Source organism: Pseudonocardia sp. HH130629-09, assembly GCF_001294645.1.
Taxonomy (GTDB): domain Bacteria; phylum Actinomycetota; class Actinomycetes; order Mycobacteriales; family Pseudonocardiaceae; genus Pseudonocardia.
Window position 1 is genome coordinate 205,761 of the sequence record NZ_CP011868.1, and the last position, 20,560, is coordinate 226,320.

21 protein-coding genes and 1 pseudogene are annotated in these 20,560 nt (G+C 72.6%); 15 read left to right on the forward strand and 7 right to left on the reverse strand.

Going from position 1 to position 20,560, the window contains the following annotated elements:
• Nucleotides 1-40: 40 nt before the first annotated feature.
• From XF36_RS00975 to XF36_RS00985, 3 genes are all read right to left on the reverse strand, one after another.
• Complete coding sequence (locus tag XF36_RS00975; protein ID WP_060710518.1) at nucleotides 41-325, reverse strand: hypothetical protein; 285 nt, start codon at nucleotides 323-325, stop codon at nucleotides 41-43.
• A 92-nt stretch (nucleotides 326-417) separates the two neighbouring features.
• Nucleotides 418-828 (reverse strand): sterol carrier protein, encoded by a 411-nt coding sequence (locus XF36_RS00980; RefSeq protein WP_060710519.1) that lies wholly within the window; start codon nucleotides 826-828, stop codon nucleotides 418-420.
• 130 nt (nucleotides 829-958) lie between these two features.
• The gene (locus XF36_RS00985) at nucleotides 959-1,633 is read right to left on the reverse strand and encodes a response regulator (protein ID WP_060710520.1); all 675 of its coding nucleotides are present in this window, start codon (nucleotides 1,631-1,633) and stop codon (nucleotides 959-961) included.
• A gap of 53 nt (nucleotides 1,634-1,686) precedes the next feature.
• On the opposite strand from XF36_RS00985, the gene XF36_RS00990 reads away from it, so the two are divergent.
• The 9 genes from XF36_RS00990 to XF36_RS01030 all read left to right on the forward strand — a co-directional run bounded on the left by XF36_RS00990 (nucleotide 1,687) and on the right by XF36_RS01030 (nucleotide 10,273).
• Nucleotides 1,687-2,970: a sensor histidine kinase gene (locus XF36_RS00990; protein ID WP_060714319.1), complete on the forward strand. Its 1,284-nt coding sequence runs from the start codon at nucleotides 1,687-1,689 to the stop codon at nucleotides 2,968-2,970.
• An 83-nt stretch (nucleotides 2,971-3,053) separates the two neighbouring features.
• Entirely contained in the window at nucleotides 3,054-4,160 is a 1,107-nt protein-coding gene (locus XF36_RS00995; RefSeq protein WP_060710521.1) for an NDMA-dependent alcohol dehydrogenase, read from the forward strand.
• Nucleotides 4,161-4,246: 86 nt separating this feature from the next.
• The gene (locus XF36_RS01000; protein WP_060710522.1) at nucleotides 4,247-4,939 is read left to right on the forward strand and encodes a GntR family transcriptional regulator; all 693 of its coding nucleotides are present in this window, start codon (nucleotides 4,247-4,249) and stop codon (nucleotides 4,937-4,939) included.
• A 65-nt stretch (nucleotides 4,940-5,004) separates the two neighbouring features.
• Nucleotides 5,005-6,360: an allophanate hydrolase gene (locus XF36_RS01005; RefSeq protein ID WP_060710523.1), complete on the forward strand. Its 1,356-nt coding sequence runs from the start codon at nucleotides 5,005-5,007 to the stop codon at nucleotides 6,358-6,360.
• 59 nt (nucleotides 6,361-6,419) lie between these two features.
• A complete protein-coding gene (locus XF36_RS01010; protein WP_193393997.1) occupies nucleotides 6,420-7,163 on the forward strand; it encodes a cysteine hydrolase family protein in 744 nt (247 codons plus the stop codon).
• Nucleotides 7,160-7,837 (forward strand): cysteine hydrolase family protein, encoded by a 678-nt coding sequence (locus tag XF36_RS01015; RefSeq protein ID WP_060710524.1) that lies wholly within the window; start codon nucleotides 7,160-7,162, stop codon nucleotides 7,835-7,837. Before XF36_RS01010 ends, XF36_RS01015 begins: the two co-directional genes overlap by 4 nt.
• A gap of 26 nt (nucleotides 7,838-7,863) precedes the next feature.
• Nucleotides 7,864-9,501 (forward strand): regulator, encoded by a 1,638-nt coding sequence (locus tag XF36_RS01020; protein ID WP_238589059.1) that lies wholly within the window; start codon nucleotides 7,864-7,866, stop codon nucleotides 9,499-9,501.
• The gene (locus XF36_RS01025) at nucleotides 9,498-9,902 is read left to right on the forward strand and encodes an AtzH-like domain-containing protein (RefSeq protein ID WP_060710526.1); all 405 of its coding nucleotides are present in this window, start codon (nucleotides 9,498-9,500) and stop codon (nucleotides 9,900-9,902) included. The genes XF36_RS01020 and XF36_RS01025 overlap by 4 nt, the downstream gene beginning before the upstream one ends.
• Complete coding sequence (locus XF36_RS01030; RefSeq protein WP_060710527.1) at nucleotides 9,896-10,273, forward strand: allophanate hydrolase-related protein; 378 nt, start codon at nucleotides 9,896-9,898, stop codon at nucleotides 10,271-10,273. Before XF36_RS01025 ends, XF36_RS01030 begins: the two co-directional genes overlap by 7 nt.
• Before the next feature lie 48 nt (nucleotides 10,274-10,321).
• Here the strand turns inward: XF36_RS01030 and XF36_RS01035 are convergent, their stop codons facing one another.
• The 4 genes from XF36_RS01035 to XF36_RS01050 are packed head-to-tail and all read right to left on the reverse strand — an operon-like array spanning nucleotide 10,322 to nucleotide 13,839.
• Nucleotides 10,322-11,338, reverse strand: a complete 1,017-nt coding sequence (locus XF36_RS01035; RefSeq protein WP_060710528.1) for an LLM class F420-dependent oxidoreductase — start codon at nucleotides 11,336-11,338, stop codon at nucleotides 10,322-10,324.
• Entirely contained in the window at nucleotides 11,335-12,609 is a 1,275-nt protein-coding gene (locus tag XF36_RS01040; RefSeq protein WP_060710529.1) for a cytochrome P450, read from the reverse strand. Before XF36_RS01040 ends, XF36_RS01035 begins: the two co-directional genes overlap by 4 nt.
• A 37-nt stretch (nucleotides 12,610-12,646) precedes the next feature.
• Nucleotides 12,647-13,426 carry a coniferyl-alcohol dehydrogenase gene (locus XF36_RS01045; RefSeq protein ID WP_060710530.1) on the reverse strand — a complete coding sequence of 260 codons (780 nt, stop codon included), beginning with the start codon at nucleotides 13,424-13,426 and terminating at the stop codon, nucleotides 12,647-12,649.
• Nucleotides 13,423-13,839 (reverse strand): SCP2 sterol-binding domain-containing protein, encoded by a 417-nt coding sequence (locus XF36_RS01050; RefSeq protein WP_060710531.1) that lies wholly within the window; start codon nucleotides 13,837-13,839, stop codon nucleotides 13,423-13,425. The genes XF36_RS01045 and XF36_RS01050 overlap by 4 nt, the downstream gene beginning before the upstream one ends.
• Before the next feature lie 466 nt (nucleotides 13,840-14,305).
• Between XF36_RS01050 and XF36_RS01055 the strand changes: the two genes are divergently transcribed.
• The 6 genes and pseudogenes from XF36_RS01055 to XF36_RS01080 all read left to right on the forward strand — a co-directional run.
• Nucleotides 14,306-14,884, forward strand: coding sequence for a TetR/AcrR family transcriptional regulator (locus XF36_RS01055; RefSeq protein ID WP_145981224.1), 579 nt, complete (start codon nucleotides 14,306-14,308; stop codon nucleotides 14,882-14,884).
• A 308-nt stretch (nucleotides 14,885-15,192) separates the two neighbouring features.
• The gene (locus XF36_RS01060) at nucleotides 15,193-16,305 is read left to right on the forward strand and encodes an ABC transporter ATP-binding protein (protein ID WP_060710532.1); all 1,113 of its coding nucleotides are present in this window, start codon (nucleotides 15,193-15,195) and stop codon (nucleotides 16,303-16,305) included.
• Complete coding sequence (locus XF36_RS01065; protein WP_020622220.1) at nucleotides 16,302-17,075, forward strand: MlaE family ABC transporter permease; 774 nt, start codon at nucleotides 16,302-16,304, stop codon at nucleotides 17,073-17,075. The genes XF36_RS01060 and XF36_RS01065 overlap by 4 nt, the downstream gene beginning before the upstream one ends.
• Nucleotides 17,075-17,917, forward strand: a complete 843-nt coding sequence (locus XF36_RS01070; protein ID WP_060710533.1) for an MlaE family ABC transporter permease — start codon at nucleotides 17,075-17,077, stop codon at nucleotides 17,915-17,917. Before XF36_RS01065 ends, XF36_RS01070 begins: the two co-directional genes overlap by 1 nt.
• On the forward strand, nucleotides 17,914-19,365 hold the full coding sequence (locus XF36_RS01075) for an MCE family protein (protein ID WP_060710534.1): 1,452 nt from the start codon (nucleotides 17,914-17,916) through the stop codon (nucleotides 19,363-19,365). The genes XF36_RS01070 and XF36_RS01075 overlap by 4 nt, the downstream gene beginning before the upstream one ends.
• Nucleotides 19,362-20,366: pseudogene (locus tag XF36_RS01080) on the forward strand (MCE family protein); the annotation flags it as partial. The gene XF36_RS01075 and the pseudogene XF36_RS01080, both read left to right, overlap by 4 nt.
• Nucleotides 20,367-20,560 lie beyond the last annotated feature (194 nt).

Consider the following 20,560-nt stretch of genomic DNA (forward strand, 5'->3'; position numbering starts at 1 on the left):
CGAATGGTTCCCGGCGACGGTAGCGGCCCGGCGCCGGTGGTCAGCCGGTCGGCTCGCGAGCCGGCTCCTCGTAGTCCCAGATGTCCTTGCCGATCTCACGGACGGGATGGCCGGTCGCGTCCCGCTCCTGGATCGTGTACGCGTAGCGCCCGTGCTGCCAGCCGTCGCGCAGCGCGACCTCGAGCAGGCAGGCCTCGGCCCAGTCGTGCCACTCGTCGAAGCCGTCGGGCAGCGGGTCGGGTGCGTCGCACTGGATCTCGGTCATCCGGTGCAGCACACCCCGCAGCGGCTGCCAGGCCTGCACGTCCAGCCAGATGTCGTCCATCGCCGGCGCCTCCGTCGGGTGGGTCGGCCCCCAGTCTCGCCGGGCGCCGTCGCGGCGGGCCGGACGGCCGGGGGGTCTTCACCCGATCGTGGTCAGGCCTTGAGCAGGTCCTCCCGGCCCTCGGCCTGGAGCTTGGCCTTGTACGGGCCGAAGAGCTGCTTGGCGATCGGCAGCAGCTTGAGGACCTTCGAGACCGGGCCCTTGGCGCGGACGTCGCCCTTGGCCAGCGCGACCGGGAGGATGACCTTGCCCAGCCAGAACCGGTTGCCGGTGTCGGCGGACATGAACAGCTCGATGTTCGGGTCGGGGCCCTGCCCGGCGCCGGTGTGGATCTCCGAGTTCGGCATGTCCACGGTGAGCACCGCGTCCGGGTTGGTGTAGGTGATCCGCAGGACGACGCCCGACGGCTGCAGCTTCGCGACCAGGTCCGGGTCGGCCATGCCGATCCGGAACACCCCGCCCAGGTACTCGTAGACCTCGGCCTCGTCGGCGAACACGGCCATCAGCGCCTCCTCGCGGGATGGGGGCCGGACGTGGGGTCGCCCGGTGCGTCGCGGCGAGTGTGTCCGGTGTGGTCGGGGGCGCGCAGCCGATCACCGGGCCAGGGTTGGCCCGCCCGGGCCGCGCCGCCCCTCAGCGCCCGGCCGGGTGCTCGTCGAGCAGCCCGCAGCGCCCGGCGAGCGCGGCCGCCTCGATCCGGTTGGCCGCGCCCAGCTTGTGCAGCAGCGAGGCGATCATGCGCTTGGCGGTGCGCTCGCTGACCAGCATCGGGCGCGCGATGTCGGCGGTCTCCAGGCCCCGGGCCAGCAGCGTCCACAGCTCGACGTCGCGCTCACCGAGCCGGTCGAGCAGGCCGTCGGCGGTGCGGTCGGCCGCGACGAGCAGCGCGTCGAGCAGCTCCGCGCGCAGCACCCGCACGCCGGCCGCGATCGACAGCAGCGGGGCGACCAGCACCTCCGGGTCGGCGGACTTGCCCAGGTAGCCGTCGGCGCCGGCGCGCATCGCGGCCGCGGCCAGGTCCAGGTCCTCGGTGCCCGACAGCGCCAGCACCCGGGTGGCGGGGTAGGCGGCCTTGATCCGGCGGATCGTCTCCACCCCGCCCAGCGGCGGCAGCGCGAGGTCGACGATCGCGATCCCGGCCCGGTGCCGCCCGACCAGCGCGACGGCCTCCTCCCCGGCCGTGGTGGAGCCCGCGACCCGGAAGGTGTCCCCGGCGCGGGACTCCAGCAACAGGGCGAGCCCCTGCGCGAACAGGGCGTGGTCGTCGACGATGACGACGACGTGCGGCGCTGTCGGCGCGGGCGGCATGCCCCGAGCCTAATGTGGCCCCGACCCGCGTCCCCGTCCGAGAGGTCCCGACCGTGACCGCGCACCCCGGTGAGCTCCCCGGACGCACCCGGGAGGAACGCCAGGCCGTCGTGCTGCGGCTCTGCGTGGTGCTCGCCGCCGTGGGCCTGGTCGTGAGCCGCCCGGACCTGACCGGCGAGCGGCCGGTCGTCGCCGCGGTGCTGGTCGGGCTGAGCACGGTGTACGCGGCGGTGCTCGGCGTCGTCTCGCTGGTGCGGGGGCGACTGCCGGTGCCCCCGGCCGTGTTGACCGGGCTCGACGGCGTGCTCAGCGTGCTCGCCTGCGGCTTCACCGGCGGCGTCGCGAGTCCGATGGTGGGGGCGCTGCCGCTGGTCGTCATCGCGATCGCGTTGCGTGGGGGGCCGCGCGTCGCGCGGTTCGCCGCGCTCGGGCTCGGTGCCGGCTACACCGTCGCGGTCCTGCTCGGGTCCGGGCCGCGCGTCGCCGTCGCCGACGCGCTCCTGGCCGGGCTGTGGTGGACCGGCTTCCTGTTCGCGACCGCCGTGCTCACCGGGGTGCAGGTGCGGCTACTGGAACACCAGCTGGCCGACATCGCGACCACCCGGGCCCGCGCGGAGAACGAACACGAGCGCTACCTGTCCGAGCGTGCACTGCGGGACCGGATCGTGTCCCAGAGCCGGGCCCGGCTCGACGGTGCCCGCGTCGTGCTGCACGAGTTCCGGACCCCGGTCGCCTCGCTGACCGCGCTGTCGTCGGACCTCGCGGCGGGCAGGCTCGACGGTGACGCGGCCCGGCGTGCGTCGCGGCTGCTCGCCGACCACGCCGCCCACCTCCAGGACATGCTCGACGGGCTGGCCGACCTGGCCGTCGCCGACGGCAGCCCGCTCGGGCGCGACCGGCCCCGCCGCGTCGCGCTCGCCGAGCTCGCCGACGCCGTGCTCGACGCCGCCGGGATCGCCGCCCACCGGCGACACCCGGTCGTCGAACCGGCCGGGGCCGCGGTCCACTGCGACCCGCAGCGGCTGCGCCGGATGCTCACCAACCTGGCCGAGAACGCCGCCCGGCACTCGGGCGGCGAGGTCGTGGAGCTGCACCTGTCCCACGACGGCGCCGTGCTCACCGCCGAGGTCCGGGACCGCGGTCCCGGCCTGCCCGCGGGCCAGGAGGGCGTCGTGACGGCCAAGGACGTCGCGCTGGGGGAGCGCCGCGGCACGGCCGGGCTGGGCCTGTGGATCGCGGAGGCGCTCGCGTCCGCGATGGACGGTGAGCTGAGCCTGCTGCCGCGCGAGGGCGGTGGCCTCGTCGCCCGGCTCACCCTCCCGCTCGCCGGCGCCTGAGGACCTCCCCTGGCACCCGGGGGCCAGCGCTGGCGCGGACGACGGGTGTGCCGGAGGTCTCGGCGCGACCAGGATCCACCACCATGCGTACGACGGCAGCGGTGCTGTGGGAACCCGGTGGCAAGTGGGAGATCGAGGAGGTCGAGCTCGACTCCCCGAACGCCGGCGAGGTGATGGTCGAGCTGACCGCATCGGGGCTGTGCCACTCCGACGAACACCTCGTGACCGGTGACCTGCCCGCGGTCCTGCCGATGGTCGGCGGCCACGAGGGCGCCGGCCGGGTCATCGAGGTCGGCCCGGGTGTCACCGAGCTCGAGGTCGGCGACCCGGTCGTGATGACCTTCCTGCCCTCCTGCGGGCGCTGCCCGTACTGCTCCAAGGGCCAGCCGAACCTCTGCAACGACGGCGCCGGAGCCACCCTCGGCCCGCAGCTCGACGGCACCTACCGGTTCCACGCCCGCGGCGAGGACCTGGGCCAGATGTGTCTGCTCGGCACGTTCGCCCGGCACACCGTCGTCCCGGTGAAGTCCGCCGTGAAGATCGACGAGGGCTTCCCGCTCGACCTGGCGGCGCTGGTCGGCTGCGGCGTCACCACCGGCTTCGGCTCCTCGGTCCGCACCGCGGACCTGCGGGCCGGGGACACCGCCGTGGTCGTCGGCATCGGCGGCATCGGCGCGAACGCGGTGCAGGGCGCCCGCGCGGCCGGGTGCCGGTACGTCGTGGCCGTCGACCCGGTCGAGCACAAGCGGGAACGCTCCCGCGAGCTGGGCGCCACGCACGTCGCCGCGAGCATCGACGAGGCCTGGGAGATCGTCAGCGAGGTGACCCGCGGGCAGATGGCCGAGGCGGCGATCCTGTGCACCGGCGTCGCGATGGGTGAGGACCTGCAGCCCGCGCTGCAGCTGGTCGGCAAGCGCGGCCGGGTCGTCGTCACCGCGCTGGCCCGGGCCGAGGAGGAGACGGCGTCGCTGTCGCTGCTCGACCTCACGCTCTACGAGAAGCAGATCCGCGGCGCGCTGTTCGGCAGCTCCGCGGCGCAGTTCGACATCCCGCGGCTGCTGGAGATGCACAATCTGGGACAGCTCAAGCTGCGTGAGCTGATCACCAAGGAGTACACCCTCGACCAGGTCAACGATGGCTACGAGGACATGCGTTCCGGGCGCAACATCCGCGGGCTCATCCGGTACTGAGCACGACCGGGGCGACTCGCACCGACCCGGATCTGACAGGCTGGTGGGGTCACCCTCCCGTCCCGTCGTCCCCAGGAGTCGTCCCGGTGAGCTCGGAGGCCCCGCTCGAGGAGCTCGGTTCCCCGAGCCTGGTGGAGCTGGCGCTCGACCGGATCCGCCGGGACATCCTGCGGGGTGTGTTCGCGCCGGGGGAGCGGCTGGTCGAGGAGCAGCTGACCCGCCGGTTCGGCATCAGCCGGGCGCCGGTGCGCGAGGCGCTGCGTCAGCTCGGCGAGCAGGGACTCGTCGAGCACCTCCCGCGGCGCGGGGTTCGGGTCTGCGAACTCTCGGCCCGGGACATGACCGAGCTGTTCGGGCTGCGCGACGCGCTGGAGCGGTTCGCCGTGGACGAGATGTTCGCCGGGAGCGGGCGCCGGGACCCGGCTCGGCTCGCCCGCCTCCAGCGGGCCACCGAACGGATCGAACGCGCCGCGGCCGACGACGGCGAGGGCGCCGCGGTCGACCGCGCCGAGGCACACCGCGAGTTCCACCTGGCCCTGGTCGGACTGGCCGGGCACCGGCACCTCGTCCGGGTCTTCGAGCCGGTCATCCTGCAGCTGCAGCTGTACATGGCGACCAACATGCGCCGGGAGGCCGAGCAGCGCTCCCCGGCCGAGGGGGCGCGACGGCACTGCCGGCTGTACGAGGCGGTCGTGGCCGGGGACCGGGCGGCTGTGCTCGACGCGCTGGCCCACCACGGGGGCCGCGCCTACCTCGGCCCCGAGCTGCACGAGCAGTAGCAGACGTCACGCAGCTGTTACCTCGGACACCTCGAGGTGACACTAAACTGTCGACAATCGACGGAATGCAGCTGCTGTCCAGCCCCTCGGCGACGGTGTCCGGCCTCCGTGCCGGCTACGCCTCCGGCGCCCTCCGGCCCGCGGACGTCGTCGCGGAGCTGACCGCCAGGATCGACGCCCGCGGCGACGACCACGTCTGGATCTCCCGCACCCCGGTCGACGAGCTGCACCGGCGGGCCCGTGAGCTGGAGGGGCTCGACCCGGCCGGCCACCCGCTGTGGGGCGTGCCGGTGGCGGTGAAGGACAACATCGACGCCGTCGGGCTCCCCACCACCGCCGCCTGCCCGGCGTTCACCCGCACCCCCGACGCCGACGCCACCGCGGTCCGGCGGCTGCGCGCGGCGGGCGCGATCGTCGTCGGGAAGACCAACCTGGACCAGTTCGCCACCGGTCTGAACGGGGGCCGCTCGCCCTACGGGGCGCCGGAGAGCGTCTTCGGCGGCGACCTGATCTCCGGCGGGTCCAGCTCGGGCAGCGCCGTCGCCGTCGCGGCCGGATTGGTGCCGGTCGCGCTGGGCACCGACACCGCCGGTTCCGGGCGGGTGCCCGCCGCGCTGAACGGCGTCGTCGGGCTCAAGCCCACCCGCGGCCTGGTCGGCACGGCCGGGATGCTGCCCGCCTGCCGGTCGCTCGACTGCGTCAGCGTGTTCACCCGCGACCTCACCGGGGCCGCCGAGGTGCTCGCGGTGCTGGCCGGGCCGGACCCGGACGACCCGTGGTCCCGGGCCGCCCCGCCGGAGGCCCCCGGCGCCCGCCCGGTCGTCGTCGCGCTGCCGGAGGACCTGGATCTCGACCGCGGTGACGGGACGGTCGACACCGGGTTCGCCGACGCCTTCGCCCGGGTCGCCGCGACCGTCGCCGCCCGGGCGGGCACCGTCGGCACACCCACCGCGGCCCTGCGCGAGGCCGGGGACCTGCTCTACGGCGGGCCGTGGGTGGCCGAGCGGCTCGCCGTCCTCGCCGACGTCCTCGACACCCACCGCGACGCCGTGCTGCCGGTGACCCGCGCGGTGATCGAGGCGGGCGCCCGGTTCTCCGCCGTCGAGGCGTTCCGCGCCCGGTACCGGCTGCAGGAGCTGCGCGCCGAGGTCGCCCGGCTGTTCGCGACCGCGGACGTCCTGCTGCTCCCGACCGTGCCGACGACGTTCACCCGGGCGGAGCTGGCGGCCGAGCCGGTCATGCGCAACCTCGTCCTGGGCCGCTACACCCAGGCCACCAACCTGCTGGACCTCTCCGCCGTCGCGGTGCCCGCCGGGACCACCGACGACGGGCGGCCGTTCGGGGTCACCCTGCTCGGCCCCGCCTTCTCCGAGGCCCGGCTGCTGCACGCCGCGGCTGCGCTGCTCGGGCCGCCGCGATGAGACCGCCCGCACCGTGCCCGTCCCCTCTGCCCGCACCGACCACCGGAACCGGAGGCGCCATGACGACCGACGCACCCGACACCGCACCCGACACCGCGACCCGCACCGCCACCATCGGGCCGGTCGCCGCCCGTCCCTACCCCTGGCCCTACGACGGCACCGTCCCCGCCGCCCGCACCGCGCTGATCTGCATCGACTGGCAGGTCGACTTCTGTGGGCCCGGCGGTTACGTCGACCGGATGGGCTACGACATCGGGCTCACCCGACAGGGCCTCGCCCCGACCGCCCGGCTGCTGGCGCACGCCCGCGAGACCGGGATGCTCGTCGTCCACACCCGGGAGGGACACGCCGCGGACCTGTCCGACCTGCCTGCGAACAAGCGCTGGCGGTCGCGGCGGATCGGGGCGGAGATCGGCAGCCCCGGACCGGCCGGGCGGATCCTCGTCCGCGGCGAACCCGGCTGGGAGATCGTGCCGGAGGTCGCCCCGGTACCCGGCGAGGTGCTGATCGACAAGCCCGGCAAGGGCGCGTTCTACGCCACGCAGCTCGACCTGGTCCTCCGCTCCAACGGGATCACCCACATCCTGCTGACCGGCATCACCACCGACGTCTGCGTGCACACCACCGTGCGCGAGGCGAACGACCGCGGCTACGAGTGCCTGATCCTCGCCGACTGCACCGGCGCCACCGACCCCGTCAACCACGACGCCGCCCTGCACATGGTGACCATGCAGGGCGGGGTGTTCGGGGCCGTCGGGTCGTCCGACGCCGTCGTCGAGGCGACCACCTGGAGTGACTCGTGATCTCGGTCGACGCCGACCCCGGCGCCTTCACCTTCGACCCCGCGACCACCGCCCTGCTGATCATCGACATGCAGCGGGACTTCTGCGAGCCCGGGGGCTTCGGCGAGACCCTGGGCAACGACGTGTCGTTGCTGCGCAGCGTCATCCCGCCGCTGCAGGAGGTCCTGCGCGTCGTCCGCGCGCTGGGCATGACCGTGATCCACACCCGCGAGGGCCACGTCCCGGACCTCAGCGACTGCCCGCCCGCCAAGCTCAACCGCGGCGAGCCGAGCCTGCGCATCGGCGACCCGGGGCCCAAGGGCCGCATCCTGGTCCGCGGCGAGTACGGCCACGACATCATCGACGAGCTGAGGCCCGAGCCCGGCGAGCTCGTGATCGACAAACCCGGCAAGGGCTCGTTCCACGGCACCACCTTCGGCGCCGAGCTGCGGTCCCGCGGCATCACCAGCCTGGTCGTGGCCGGCGTGACCACCGAGGTCTGTGTGCAGACGACCGTCCGGGAGGCCAACGACCGGGGCCACGAGTGCCTCGTGCTCTCGGACTGCACCGGCTCCTACTTCCCCGAGTTCCACCGCGTCGCACTGGAGATGGTGGCCGCCCAGGGCGGCATCTTCGGCTGGGTCGCGCCCTCGTCCGCCCTGCTCACCGCACTGACCAGGGATGCCGTGGCATGACCACGACGGATACCGCACCCCAGCCGATGAGGCTCTCATGGTGGGTCGCGGGGGACACCAACGCGTTCTTCGGGCTCGGGTTCAACACGCTGGTCAACGTGCTGACCCTGACCGGGCTGTGCATCGGGGTGGTGAACATCCCCGGCGCCGAGGTGTTCGGGGTGATCCTCCCGGCGCTCGGCGTCCAGCTGCTGATCGGCAACGTCTACTACACCTACCTCGCCCGCCGGCTGGCCCACCGCGAGGGCCGCACGGACGTCTGCGCCATGCCCTACGGCCCGTCCGTGCCGCACATGTTCATCGTCGTCTTCGTGATCATGCTGCCGATCGCGCTGGCCACCGGGAACCCGCTCACCGCGTGGGCGGCCGGTCTCGCCTGGTCGTTCATCATCGGGCTGATCGTGCTGCTCGGCGCGTTCGTCGGGCCGTGGATCCGGCGGTTCACCCCGCAGGCCGCGATGCTCGGCACGCTCGCCGGCGTCTCGATCGCGTTCATCTCGATGCGCCCGGCCGCGCAGATGTTCGAGGCCCTGTGGATCGCGCTGCCGGTCATGGTGATCATCCTGATCGGGTTCTTCACCGACCTGAAGCTGCCCGGGAACATCCCGGTGGGGCTGGCAGCGCTGCTCGTCGGCACCGCGATCGGCTGGGTCGGCGGGTACATGTCGGTGCCCGACGTCGTCTCCGCCGCCGGCGACGTCGCGATCAGCCTCCCGACCGTCGACCTCGCCCGGCTCGGTGCCGGGCTCGCCGACGTCGCCCCGCTGCTCGCCACGGCGATCCCGCTGGGCATCTACAACTTCACCGAGGGCATGACGAACAGCGAGTCCGCGGCCGTCGCAGGCGACGAGTACAACATGCGCGCGGTGCTCGCCGCGGACGGCGCCGGCGCCGTCGTCGGTGCCGCGATGGGCTGCCCGTTCCCGCCCGCGGTCTACATCGGACACCCGGGTTGGAAGGCGGCCGGCGGCCGGACGACGTACTCGCTGGCGTCCGGGGTGTTCATCTCCCTGATGTGCTTCCTCGGGCTGTTCGCGCTGCTCGGAGCGCTGCTGCCGACCCCGGCGATCGTGCCGATCCTGCTCTACATCGGCCTGCTGATCGGTGCCCAGGCGTTTCAGGAGACCCCGCGCCGCCACGCCGTCGCCGTCGTCATCGCGATCGTCCCGAACATCGCGGCCTGGGCCACCGGGCTGATGAACAACGCGCTGTCGGCCGCGGGGACGACCGCGGCCCGGGTCGGCGAGGAGGCACTCGCCGGGGCCGGGCTGGTCTACCACGGCACCGTGCTGCTCGGCGGTGGCGCGATCCTCGCCGGTCTGGTGCTCGGCTCGATCACCGCGTTCGTCATCGACAAGAACTTCTTCGCCGCGGCCGCGTACTCCGCCGCCGGGGCGGTGCTCGGGTTCCTCGGGCTGATGCACGCCGAGGCCGTCGGCTGGAACGTGGGTGGGCAGATCGCGCTCGGCTACCTGTTCGCGGCGATCGTGCTGGCCGCGTTCGGGTGGGGCACCCGACGTGGCGCCACCGCCCGGCAGGCCGTCGCGCCGGAGCCCGCCGCGCCGGTCGCCCCGGCGGAGCCGCGGCCGGCTCGGCCGGCCGCGGCCCCGGCCACGACCGAGGGCCCCGACGCCGTCGGCGGACCCCGCCCGGCCACGGCATGACCCGCGGCACGGTCACCACGGCCGACGAGCTCGACCGGCCCGACGTCGTCGCGCAGGTGCGGGCGGTGTTCGACCGGTACGAGCGGGCGCTGCGCGACGCCGACGTCGCCGTCCTCACCGAGCTGTTCTGGGACGACGACCGCTGCGTCCGCTACGGCGTCGCCGACCGCCAGCAGGGCGGCGCCCAGATCGACGCGTGGCGCCGGGCGAACCCCGGGGTCCCGGCCGGGCGGACGCTGTCCGGCACGACGGTCCTCGCCCTCGGGAGCGACGCGGCCGTCGTCAGCACACGGTTCGGCTACCCGGACGGCGCGAGGGAGGGCCGGCAGACCCAGACCTGGGCGCGGCTCGGCGGCGCCTGGCGGATCGTGGCAGCACACGTCTCGGAGGTGCCGTGCTGACCGGGGGGTTCGCGGTCGTCGCCGCGCACCGGCGGGGCCAGCCGCTGCACCACGAGCTGCTCGCCCTCGGGGCCCGGTTCCGGGCGGTGCGGGTGACCGCGCCGGAGTACCGGCTGCTCGCCCTCGACGGTGACGTCCCGCGCGGCGGGCTGCTCCGGGTCGGCGCGGGCGGTGCGGCGATCGAGGTGGAGGTGTTCGACCTGCCCGCCGCGGCCCCCGCGGGCCTGGTGCTGCCCGCGCCGCTCGCGCGGGGCCGGGTCCTGCTCGACGACGGCGATCCGGTCGCCGGGATCGTCTGCACGACGGCGACGCCCGGGGCCCGGGACGTCACCGAGCACGGCAGCTGGCCCGCCTACCTCGCCGCACGGTGATCCGGGGCCGTCCCACCGCATCCGTGCGGGTGGGACGGCCCCGGGGCCTCAGCCGACCAGGTCGCGGATCGTGCGCAGGTGGTCGGGTGCGCCGTCCACGACCATCGTCGTGATCAGCGAGTCGCGGAACACCGGCAGCTCCTCGGCGATCTTCGCCGTCGGACCGATGAGTGCCACCTGCTCGACCATCGAGGTCGGGACGGCCTTCGCGGCCGCGTCCTTGTCACCGGCGAGGTAGAGCTCCTGGATACGGGCGCACTCCTGCTCGTAGCCCATGCGGGCGAAGACCTCGTAGTGGAAGTTCGCGCCCCTGGCGCCCATCCCGCCGACGTAGAGCGCGAGGAACGGGCGGATCCGGTCCGCGGCGGCCTCGACGTCGTCGTCGACGACGACCTGCACCATGCAGACGACCTCGAAGCCGTCCGGGCGCCCGCCGCGGGCGGCGAACCCGGCGTCGAGGGACTCGCGGTAGTGCGCGTCGTTCCGGGGTGCGTAGAACAGCGGCTGCCAGCCGTCGGCGATCTCGGCGGCCAGCGCGACGTTCTTCGGGCCCTCGGCGGCGAGCAGGATCGGCAGGTCGGTCCGGTACGGGTGCAGCGTCGAGCGCAGCGGCTTGCCCAGCCCGGTGCCGCCCGGGTACGGGATCGGGTGGTGCGGGCCGTCGGAGAGCACATTCTCCCGCGCGATCGCGGCGCGCAGGATCCGGACGTACTCCCGGGTGCGGGCGAGCGGCTTCGGGTACGGCTGCCCGTACCAGCCCTCGACGACCTGTGGCCCGGACGCGCCGATGCCCAGCACCATCCGGCCGCCGGAGAGGTGGTCCAGCGTCATGGCGGCCATCGCCGTCGCGGTCGGGGTGCGCGCGGACATCTGCACGACCGAGGTGCCCAGGCGCATCCGCGTGGTGCGGGAGCCGAGCCAGGACAGCGGGGTGAACGCGTCCGAGCCGTACGCCTCGGCCGTCCACATCGAGTCGAAGCCGAGGTCCTCGGCGGCGTCGACCTTCTCCACCGTTCCGGGCGGCGGCCCGGCGCCCCAGTAGCCCAGCGCCAGACCGAGCTTCACGACGCCGTCCCGAACGTCACCGGTAGCCGCTTGATGCCGTTGATGAAGTTCCCGGTCAGGAACTCCGGCTCGCCCACCGACAGGTCCGGGACCCGGGTGAGGAGCTGGTGGAACAGCGCGCGCAGCTGGGTCTTGGCCAGGTGGTGACCCAGGCAGAAGTGCGGGCCGCCGCCGCCGAAGCCGACGTGCGGGTTCTCGGCGCGGGTGATGTCGAAGACGTGCGGGTCGGTGAAGACGGACTCGTCGCGGTTGCCGGAGTGGTAGAAGAGCACGACCCGCTCGCCCTCGGCGATCCGCTGCCCGCGGATCTCGGTGTCGCGGGTCGCGGTGCGCCGGAAGGTCAGCACCGGGCTGGCCCAGCGGACGAACTCCTCGACGGCGGGCTTGATCCGGTCGTCGAACTCCTCGGTCAGCAGCCGCTTCTGGTCCGGGTTGCGGTCCAGCGCGAGGATGGCGTGGCTGGAGGTCTGCCGGGTGGTGTCGTTGCCCGCGACGCACAGCAGCACGAAGAACGCCGCGATCTCCTCGTCGGTGAGCGCGTCCCCGTCGACCTCGGCCTGGACCAGCGCCGTCATGAGGTCGTCCTCGGGCGTCTCGCGGCGTGCCGCGGACAGCTCGAAGCAGGTGGTGTGCAGGGTCATCAGCCCGTTGAGCAGCACGGCCATCGCGTCGCCGTCGCCGACGTAGTCGGGGTCGTTCCACCCGACCATGGCGTTGGCCGCGTCGGCGACCTCCTGCCGCCTCTCCTGCGGGATGCCGATCATCTGCGAGATCGTCCACATCGGGAGGCGGGCGGAGACGGCCGACACGAAGTCGGCCGGGCCGGGCCGGGCCAGGAGGTCGTCGACGATCAGACGGGCCTGCTCGGCGATCTGCTCCTCGATCTGGCGGACCCGACGCGGCGTGAACACCGAGCTGATGACCTTGCGCAGCCGGTGGTGGCGCGGCGCGTCCATCGCGAGGATGGAGTGCGCTGCCTCGAGGACGTCCTCCGGCGCGTCCTCCAGCATGACGCCGCCGTACTGCTGGCCGGAGGCGAAGGTCTCGGCGTCGCGGCTGACGGCCTGGATGTCGGCGTGGGTGACCAGCGCCCAGAACCCGGGGGCGTCGGGGTCGGGCAGCAGGTCGGTCTCGGCCGGCGGGTGCCAGGACAGCGGGCGCTCGCGGCGCAGCTCGGCGAACCGCTCCTCGCGGGCGTCGGGGGTCTGGGCCCAGAACGCCTGGGTGGAGATGTCGAGCGGGTCGTACGGGCGCTTCTCCGTGGTGGTCACGGGATTGCCTCCTCGCGGTTGCGTCGTCGGAACCGGATCAGATCTCGGGTGGGGGGATCATGCCCGTCAGCACGGCACCGCTGATGCCGCCATCGGCGACGAGCGCGTGTCCGTTGATCCAGGCGGACTCCGGACCGGCCAGGAACAGGACCGGACCGGCGATGTCGGTGGGGGTGGCGTGCCTGCCGAGGAACGCGGCGAGCGCGTCGAGGTTCTCCTTGCCCATCGACTCCTCGAAGTCGCCGAGGATGGGGGTCTCGACCGGGCCGGGGCAGACGGCGTTCATCCGCACCCCGTTCTCGCCGAACACGGGGGCCATGAGCATCGTGTAGACGATCAGGGCCTCCTTGGAGAAGTTGTAGGCGTTGCCCGCCTGGGGATGCGCCGCGAACCAGGCGAGCCCCTCGTCGACGGTGTCGGTGGCGAGCAGCTCACGCAGCGCCGCCAGCCGGTCGGCCCAGCCGTAGCCGGCGATGGAGGCGACGTTCACGATCGCGCCACCCGGGCGGATCCGTTCGACGATCGACTCGGTCAGGTGACGGAGCCCGAGCAGGTTCACCCGCAGCACGAGCTCGGCGGGCGCGGTGCCGGGCACTCCGGCCACGTTGCACAGGGCGTCGAACTCCCCGCCGAGCGCGGCGACGGCGGAGTCGATCGACGCGACGTCGGACAGGTCGCAGTGCACGTGCCGCGCGACGCCGACGGGGGCGTCCTTCAGGTCCAGCGAGACGACCTCGTCGCCGGCATCGACGAACCGGCGCGTGACCTCGGCGCCGATCCCGGACGCGGCACCGGTCACCAGTACCCGGCGGCTCACTTGGTGACCAGGAGGTCCTCGCGGCCGTCGGCCTTGAGACGTTCGACGTAGGTGGGGAACAGGCGCTTGGACAACGGCGCGAGCTGCAGGAGCTTGGTGACCGTGCCGTCGACCTTCACCTTGCCCTTGGCCATGGCGAAGGTCAGGTTGACCGTGCCCTGCCAGTAGGCGTTCGCGGTCTCGGTGGACATGGTCATCGTGGCCTGTGGCTCGGGGGCGCCGGCGTCGGAGCCCTTCCAGACCGTGGCCCCGGGCAGGTCGATGATCAGCGCGGAGTCCGGGGCGGTGCACTGCTGACGCAGGACCAGGCCGGTGCTGCGGAGCTTCGGCGACAGCTCGGGGTCCGCCAGCGCGGTCTCGAAGATGCCGCCGATGTAGCGGTACAGCTCGTCCTCGTCGGTGAATCCGGGCACGGTTCCTCCACGTCGTCGTGAGTGTGCGTCGTTGCCACCGGAACGTAACGTAGATTACGTTACTGGGGAAGTACCCGGCTCGGAGGACGCGGAGGTCGGCGTGGACGTGGTCGTGGACGCGTCGACGACGGTGCCCGACGGCCCGACGGCCCGACGGCCCGACGGCCCGACGGCCCGACGGCCCGACGGCCCGACGGCCCGACGGCCCGACGGTCCGCGTGCCGGTGGCCGGCGGGCCTTCCGGGGGAGTGGGGAGCAGCGGCTCCGCCGCCCGCCACGGTCGTTCGGGACCGACGCCGTCCCGCCCCGGCGGGCAGCGCGGGCGGCCGGTCCGGCCCTGCTCCTGGTCCCGTCCGCCCGACGCGTGACGCGCGGACCGGACGCCCGCCGCGCAGGATCTTCTGATCGAACGCGCGTCCGGCGTGGCACCCTGGTGGGCCGGCACGGGTGGTGAGGAGGGGGCGGGGTGGCCAGGAGGACGGGTCGGCAGATCGCTGCCGAGCAGTACTACGACGCCGCGATGTCGATCCTCGCGCGCGAGGGTGCGGCCGGGCTGAAGATCGGCCCGCTGTGCCGGTCCCTCGGCGTGACCAGCGGGTCGTTCTACCACCACTTCGGCGGCTGGGCGGGCTTCGTCCGCGGGCTGCTGCGCTACTGGGAGGCCGAGCAGACCGACCGGATCGTCGAGCTGGCCCGAGCGACCGCGGACCCGGTCGAGCGGATCGACGTGGTCAAGCAGCTCACGGTGGCCCTGCGCCACGACGCCGAGGCCGCGATCCGGGCGTGGGCCCAGATCGACCCGGAGGTCGGTCGTGCCCAGGGGCGCGTGGACGTGCAGCGCCGGATCGCGCTGGAACAGGTGGTGGCCGAGGTGGTGCCCGACCCGGACGACGCCCGCAGGCTCGCCGTCTTCGGCATCTCGCTGATGGCCGGGTACCAGCAGACCTGCGACCCCCGCGACCGCGATCTCCTGCGTGCCCTGTTCGACGACTACCAGCGCCTCATCCTGTCGTACGCCCCGCACGTGACGCCGCCGATCGGGTGATCCTCTGTGCGGGTGGGGCGGTGGTGGCCGAACCGGCCGACCGCGCCCATTCAGGCCGTTCGGACCAGCCCTGCTACCCGACCGGGAGCACCGTTACCCACGGTCCGCAACAATCTGCGGTGATCTGTAACCCTCGGTAACCGTAACGTAGACTACGGTACAGTCGCTGATCGGCGACCCCGCCGACCCGCAAGTAACCCCTGACGCGCAGACTCGTTGTGCCGTTCAGCACCGACGACTGGCCCCCGCTCCCCAGCGTTCCCGGGCCCCGGTGCGGTTCGTCGGTCTATTGCGCGAGGAGGCGACACGTGACCGGTGTCGAGGTGAAGGTCGAGGGGCTGACGAAGTCCTTCGGTCGGGCCAACATCTGGTCGGACGTGAGCCTGACCCTGCCCGCGGGCGAGGTGTCGGTGTTGCTCGGGCCGTCGGGTACCGGCAAGTCGGTGTTCCTGAAGTCGCTGATCGGGCTGCTGAAGCCCGAGCGGGGATCGATCGTCATCGAGGGTGTGGATCTGTGCAAGTGCTCGGAGTCCGAGCTGTACGAGATCCGGAAGCTGTTCGGGGTGCTGTTCCAGGACGGTGCGTTGTTCGGGTCGATGAACCTGTTCGACAACATCGCGTTCCCGTTGCGGGAGCACACGCGCAAGTCGGAGTCGGCGATCCGGGACATCGTCATGGAGAAGATCGACATGGTCGGTCTGGTGGGTGCGGAGGGGAAGCTGCCGGGGGAGATCTCGGGTGGTATGCGCAAGCGTGCGGGGTTGGCGCGGGCGTTGGTGCTGGATCCGAAGATCATTCTGTTCGATGAGCCGGACTCGGGTCTGGATCCGGTGCGGACGGCGTACCTGAACCAGTTGATCATCGATCTGAACGCGATGACGGACTCGACGTTCCTGATCGTGACCCATGACATCAACTCGGCGCAGACGGTGCCGGACAACATCGGTCTGCTGTATCGCAAGCATCTGGCGATGTTCGGTCCGCGGGAGGTGTTGTTGACCTCGGACGAGCCGGTGGTGGCGCAGTTCCTGAACGGTCGTCGTGAGGGTCCGATCGGGATGTCGGAGGAGAAGGACGCCGCGCAGGCCGCCCGGGAGATGGAGGAGGCGGGTGAGCTGGAGGGTCGTCCGCCGATGAAGCCGCAGCTGGTGGCCTCGACGGGGATGCCGGACCGGAAGGCGGTCCACCGTCGCCGGGAGCGCGTCGAGGCGATGCTGCACGAGCTGCCGCAGTCGGCGCAGGAGGCGATCCGCGAGCAGCACGCCGAGACCGACGCGACCTCCCGGTTCGCCCGCCCCGCGCAGGACGGGAGCACGATCTCCGAGCCCCGCGACGAGCACCCGACCGACATCCACCCGCGGATCACCGACGACACCCCCGACCCCCGTGGCCGGCACCAGCTCTCCGGCGGTGACCGATGACCAGTCCCGTCACCCGGGCGCTCACCCCGGTCGGCAAGTTCTTCGGCCTGTTCGCCGAGATCGGCCGCCAGGGACTGCGCCGGCCGTTCCAGTGGCGTGAGCTCGTCGAGCAGACCTGGTTCGTCACCAAGGTCTCCGCGCTGCCGACCGCGCTGTTCACCATCCCCTTCGGCGCGACGATCGCGCTGCTGCTCGGTGAGCTGACCCGCCAGTTCGGCGCCCAGTCCCAGACCGGCGCCGGCGCGGTCCTCGCGATCGTCCAGCAGGCAGCACCGATCGTCACCGCGCTGCTGATCTCCGGCGCCGGCGGCTCCGCCGTGTGCGCCGACCTCGGTGCGCGGACCATCCGCGAGGAGATCGCGGCGATGGAGGTGCTCGGCATCTCGCCGATCCAGCGCCTCGTCGTTCCGCGGGTGCTCGCCATGGGCATCACCGCGGTCGTCCTGAACGGCCTCGCGACCTGCGTCGGCGTCGCGGGCGGGTACTTCTTCAACGTCATCATCCAGGGCGGCTCGCCCGGCGCCTACATCTCCAGCTTCTCGGCGATCGCGCAGGTCAGCGACATCGTCGTGTCCGAGCTGAAGGCGTTCCTCTTCGGCATCGTCGCCGGCGTCGTCGCCGCGTTCCGCGGGCTGAACCCGCCGCCCGGTGCGAAGGGGGTCGGTGACGCGGTGAACCAGGCCGTCGTCATCTCCTTCGTCCTCGTCTTCCTCATCAACCTCGTGCTCACCGCCCTGTACCTCGAGCTCGTCCCGCCGAAGGGCTTCTGATGGTTACCCGACTCGGAGCGCGGACCCGCCGGGCCGCCCAGGCGCCGCTCAACCAGCTGGAGGAGCTGGGCGACCAGCTCTCGCTCTACATCCGGTCCATCCTCTGGATCCCGAAGACGCTGACCCGCTACAAGAAGGAGGTCGCCCGGCTGCTCGCCGAGGTCTCCTTCGGGTCCGGCGCGCTGATCGTCATCCTCGGCACCGTCGGTGTCATGGCGTCGCTGTCGCTGTTCGTCGGCTCGCTGGTCGGTCTGCAGGGCTTCCGCGCCCTGGACGCCCTGGGCGTCGAGGCGCTGACCGGCTTCATCACCGCCTACTTCAACACCCGCTCGATCGCCCCGCTGGTCGCCGCCTCGGCGCTGACCGCGACGCTCGGCGCGGGCTTCACCGCCCAGCTCGGCGCGATGCGGATCTCCGAGGAGATCGACGCCCTCGAGGTCATGGCGGTGCCCTCGGTGCCCTACCTGGTCACCACCCGGGTGGTCGCCGGCATCGTCGCGATCATCCCGATCTACACCCTGGGCCTGCTCGCCAGCTACGCCGCCTCCCGGATCAACGTCACGCTGATCAACGGCCTGCCCGGCGGCACGTACGACCACTACTTCGACCTGTTCCTGCCGGTCAGTGACGTCCTCCTGTCCTACCTCAAGGTCATCGTCTTCGCGACGGTGATCATCCTGATCCACTGCCACTACGGCTACTCGGCCAAGGGCGGCCCGGCGGGCGTCGGTGTCGCGGTGGGGCGCGCGGTGCGGCTGTCGATCGTCAGCACGGCGATCCTGGACTTCTTCCTGACGCTGGTCATGTTCGGGACCTCGACCTCGGTGCGGGTGGCCGGATGAGGTCCACCAAGCGCGTGCTGCAGGGCCTGGCCTTCGTCACCGTCATCGTCGTCCTGCTCGGCCTGGCCGTCGCCCAGTACGTCGGGGCCTTCTCCTCCGGCGTCCCGGTCACGCTGAACGTGGCCCGGGTCGGGACCCAGATGCAGGAGCGGTCCGACGTCAAGGTCAACGGCCTGATCGTCGGGCAGGTCGACCAGGTCGTCTCGAACGGGACCGACACCAGCATCGAGATGTCGATGGAGCCGCAGTTCCTCGACCAGATCCCCGAGAACGTCACCGCGCAGCTCCTCCCCAAGACGCTGTTCGGCGAGAAGTTCGTGTCGCTGGTCCCGCCGGCCGCGCCGTCGACGGCCCGACTCGCCGCCGGCGACGTGATCCCCGAGGACCGCAGCGCGGCCGCGCTGGAGGTCGAGCGGGTGCTCGACGAGCTGCTGCCCCTGCTGCAGACCGTCCGCCCGCAGGACCTCGCGACCACCCTCGGCGCGCTGTCCCAGGCGCTGCAGGGCCGCGGCGACCAGCTCGGGGAGACCCTGACCCAGCTCAACACGCTGGTCGAGGGCCTCGACCCGGCCGTACCGGACCTGCAGGAGGACATCCGCCAGCTGGCGACGTTCTCCGACAACCTGGACCAGGCGGCGCCGGACCTGCTCGACGCACTCGACAACCTCACGGTCACCAGCCGCACGATCGTCGAGAAGCGCGAGGGGCTGCGCAACCTCTACCGCTCCGTCACCGGCGCCTCGGACGATCTACGGGCCTTCCTCGACGCCAACGGGGAGAACATCATCGGGCTGTCGGCGGCAAGCCGGCCGACGCTGGAGACGCTCGCGCGCTACTCGCCCGAGTTCCCCTGTCTGACCCGCCAGCTCGTCGAGCTGATCCCGAAGATCGACAACGCCATCCGGCCGGGCACCGACCGGGTCGGTATCAACATCACCCTCGAGATCGTCGCCAGCAAGGGCAAGTACCTGCCCGACCAGGACGAGCCGGAGTACGGCGACGACCGCGGCCCGCGCTGCTACCCGATCCCGGCCCCCGAGGGCACGCAGTACCCGCCGGACGGCCCGTTCCGCGACGGCTCCGTCCCGGGCCCGGCCCCGGACGGCCAGCCGATGGGCAACCCCGAGGACTTCGGGGTCGACACCTTCGGCACCTACGACGGGACGGACAGCTTCGATCTCATCCAGGACCAGAGCGCGGAGAACGGCGCGGGCGTGCTGCCCCCGCTGACCACCGCACTCGGCCAGATCGGCATCCAGCCGTCGTCCTACGACGGGACGCAGCAGAGCGGCTCGGTCGACATGGGCGTCGCCAACTCCGCCGGTGAGCAGGAGGTCGTCGCCCAGCTGCTCGCCGCCCAGCAGGGCGGTTCCCCGGAGGCCGTCCCGGCCTGGAGCAGCACGATGGTCGGCCCGCTGCTGCGCGGGACGGAGGTGACGCTGACGTGAGCAGGCTCCCGATCTCCCCGCTCGTCAAGTTCCTGGTGTTCGCGCTGGTCACCGCGGTGGGCACCACGCTGCTCGGCCTGACGATCGCCAACGCCCGCGGCGGCGACGTCACCGAGTACACCGCGCGCTTCACCGACGCGACCGGTCTGCTCGCCGGCGACGACGTCCGCATCGCCGGTGTCGTCGTCGGCTCGGTGAAGGACGTCCGGATCGTCGACCAGCGGGTCGCCGAGGTGGCGTTCGACGTCGACTCCTCGACCCCGCTGCCGGCGTCGGTCAACGCGACCCTGAAGTACAAGAACCTCATCGGCCAGCGGTACATGGCGCTGGACCAGGGCGCGGGCCCGACCGGCGAGACTCTCCCGGCCGACGGCCAGATCCCGATCGACCGGACCCGTCCCGCGGTCAACCTGACCGTGCTGTTCAACGGGTTCCAGCCGCTGTTCCAGGGCCTGGACCCGGACCAGATCAACAAGCTGTCGATGGAGATCGTGCAGGTCCTGCAGGGCGAGGGCGGCACGGTGCAGAGCCTGCTGGCCTCGACGTCGTCGCTGACCAACTCGATCGCCGACCGCGACCAGGTCATCGGCCAGGTCATCGACAACCTGAACCTGACCCTCGACACCGTCAACCGCAACGACGAGGGTCTCAACGAGCTGATCAGCTCGCTGCAGGCGCTGGTGTCCGGACTCGCCCAGGACCGCGAGCCCATCGGCAACGCGATCCAGTCCATCGGCGAGCTGACCCAGGTCACCGGGTCGTTCCTGGAGGACGCTCGCCCGCCGCTGCGCGACGACATCCGCAACCTCGGCGACCTCGCGACCCAGCTCGACCAGGGACGCCCCACGATCGAGCGGTTCCTGCAGTACACGCCGTTCAAGCTGAACCGGATCGCCCGCGTCGGCTCCTACGGCAGCTGGTTCAACTTCTACCTCTGCGGCCTCGACGGCCAGATCGGCATCTCGCCGATCCTGCCGCCGACCTCACTGGAGGACCTGGGCATCGGCCCGATCCGCAACCCCGAGCGGCGCTGCGGCCCGGACCCGTCCGGGATCGGCGCGGGCAACACCGTGCCGACCGACGGCTCCCAGCCGGACGGCGACAACCGGGCCCAGGACAACCCGATGCTGCGTGAGCCGACCACCGACTCCCTCCAGCAGCTGGCGACCCAGCAGCTCGGCCGGGGGCCGGTCGA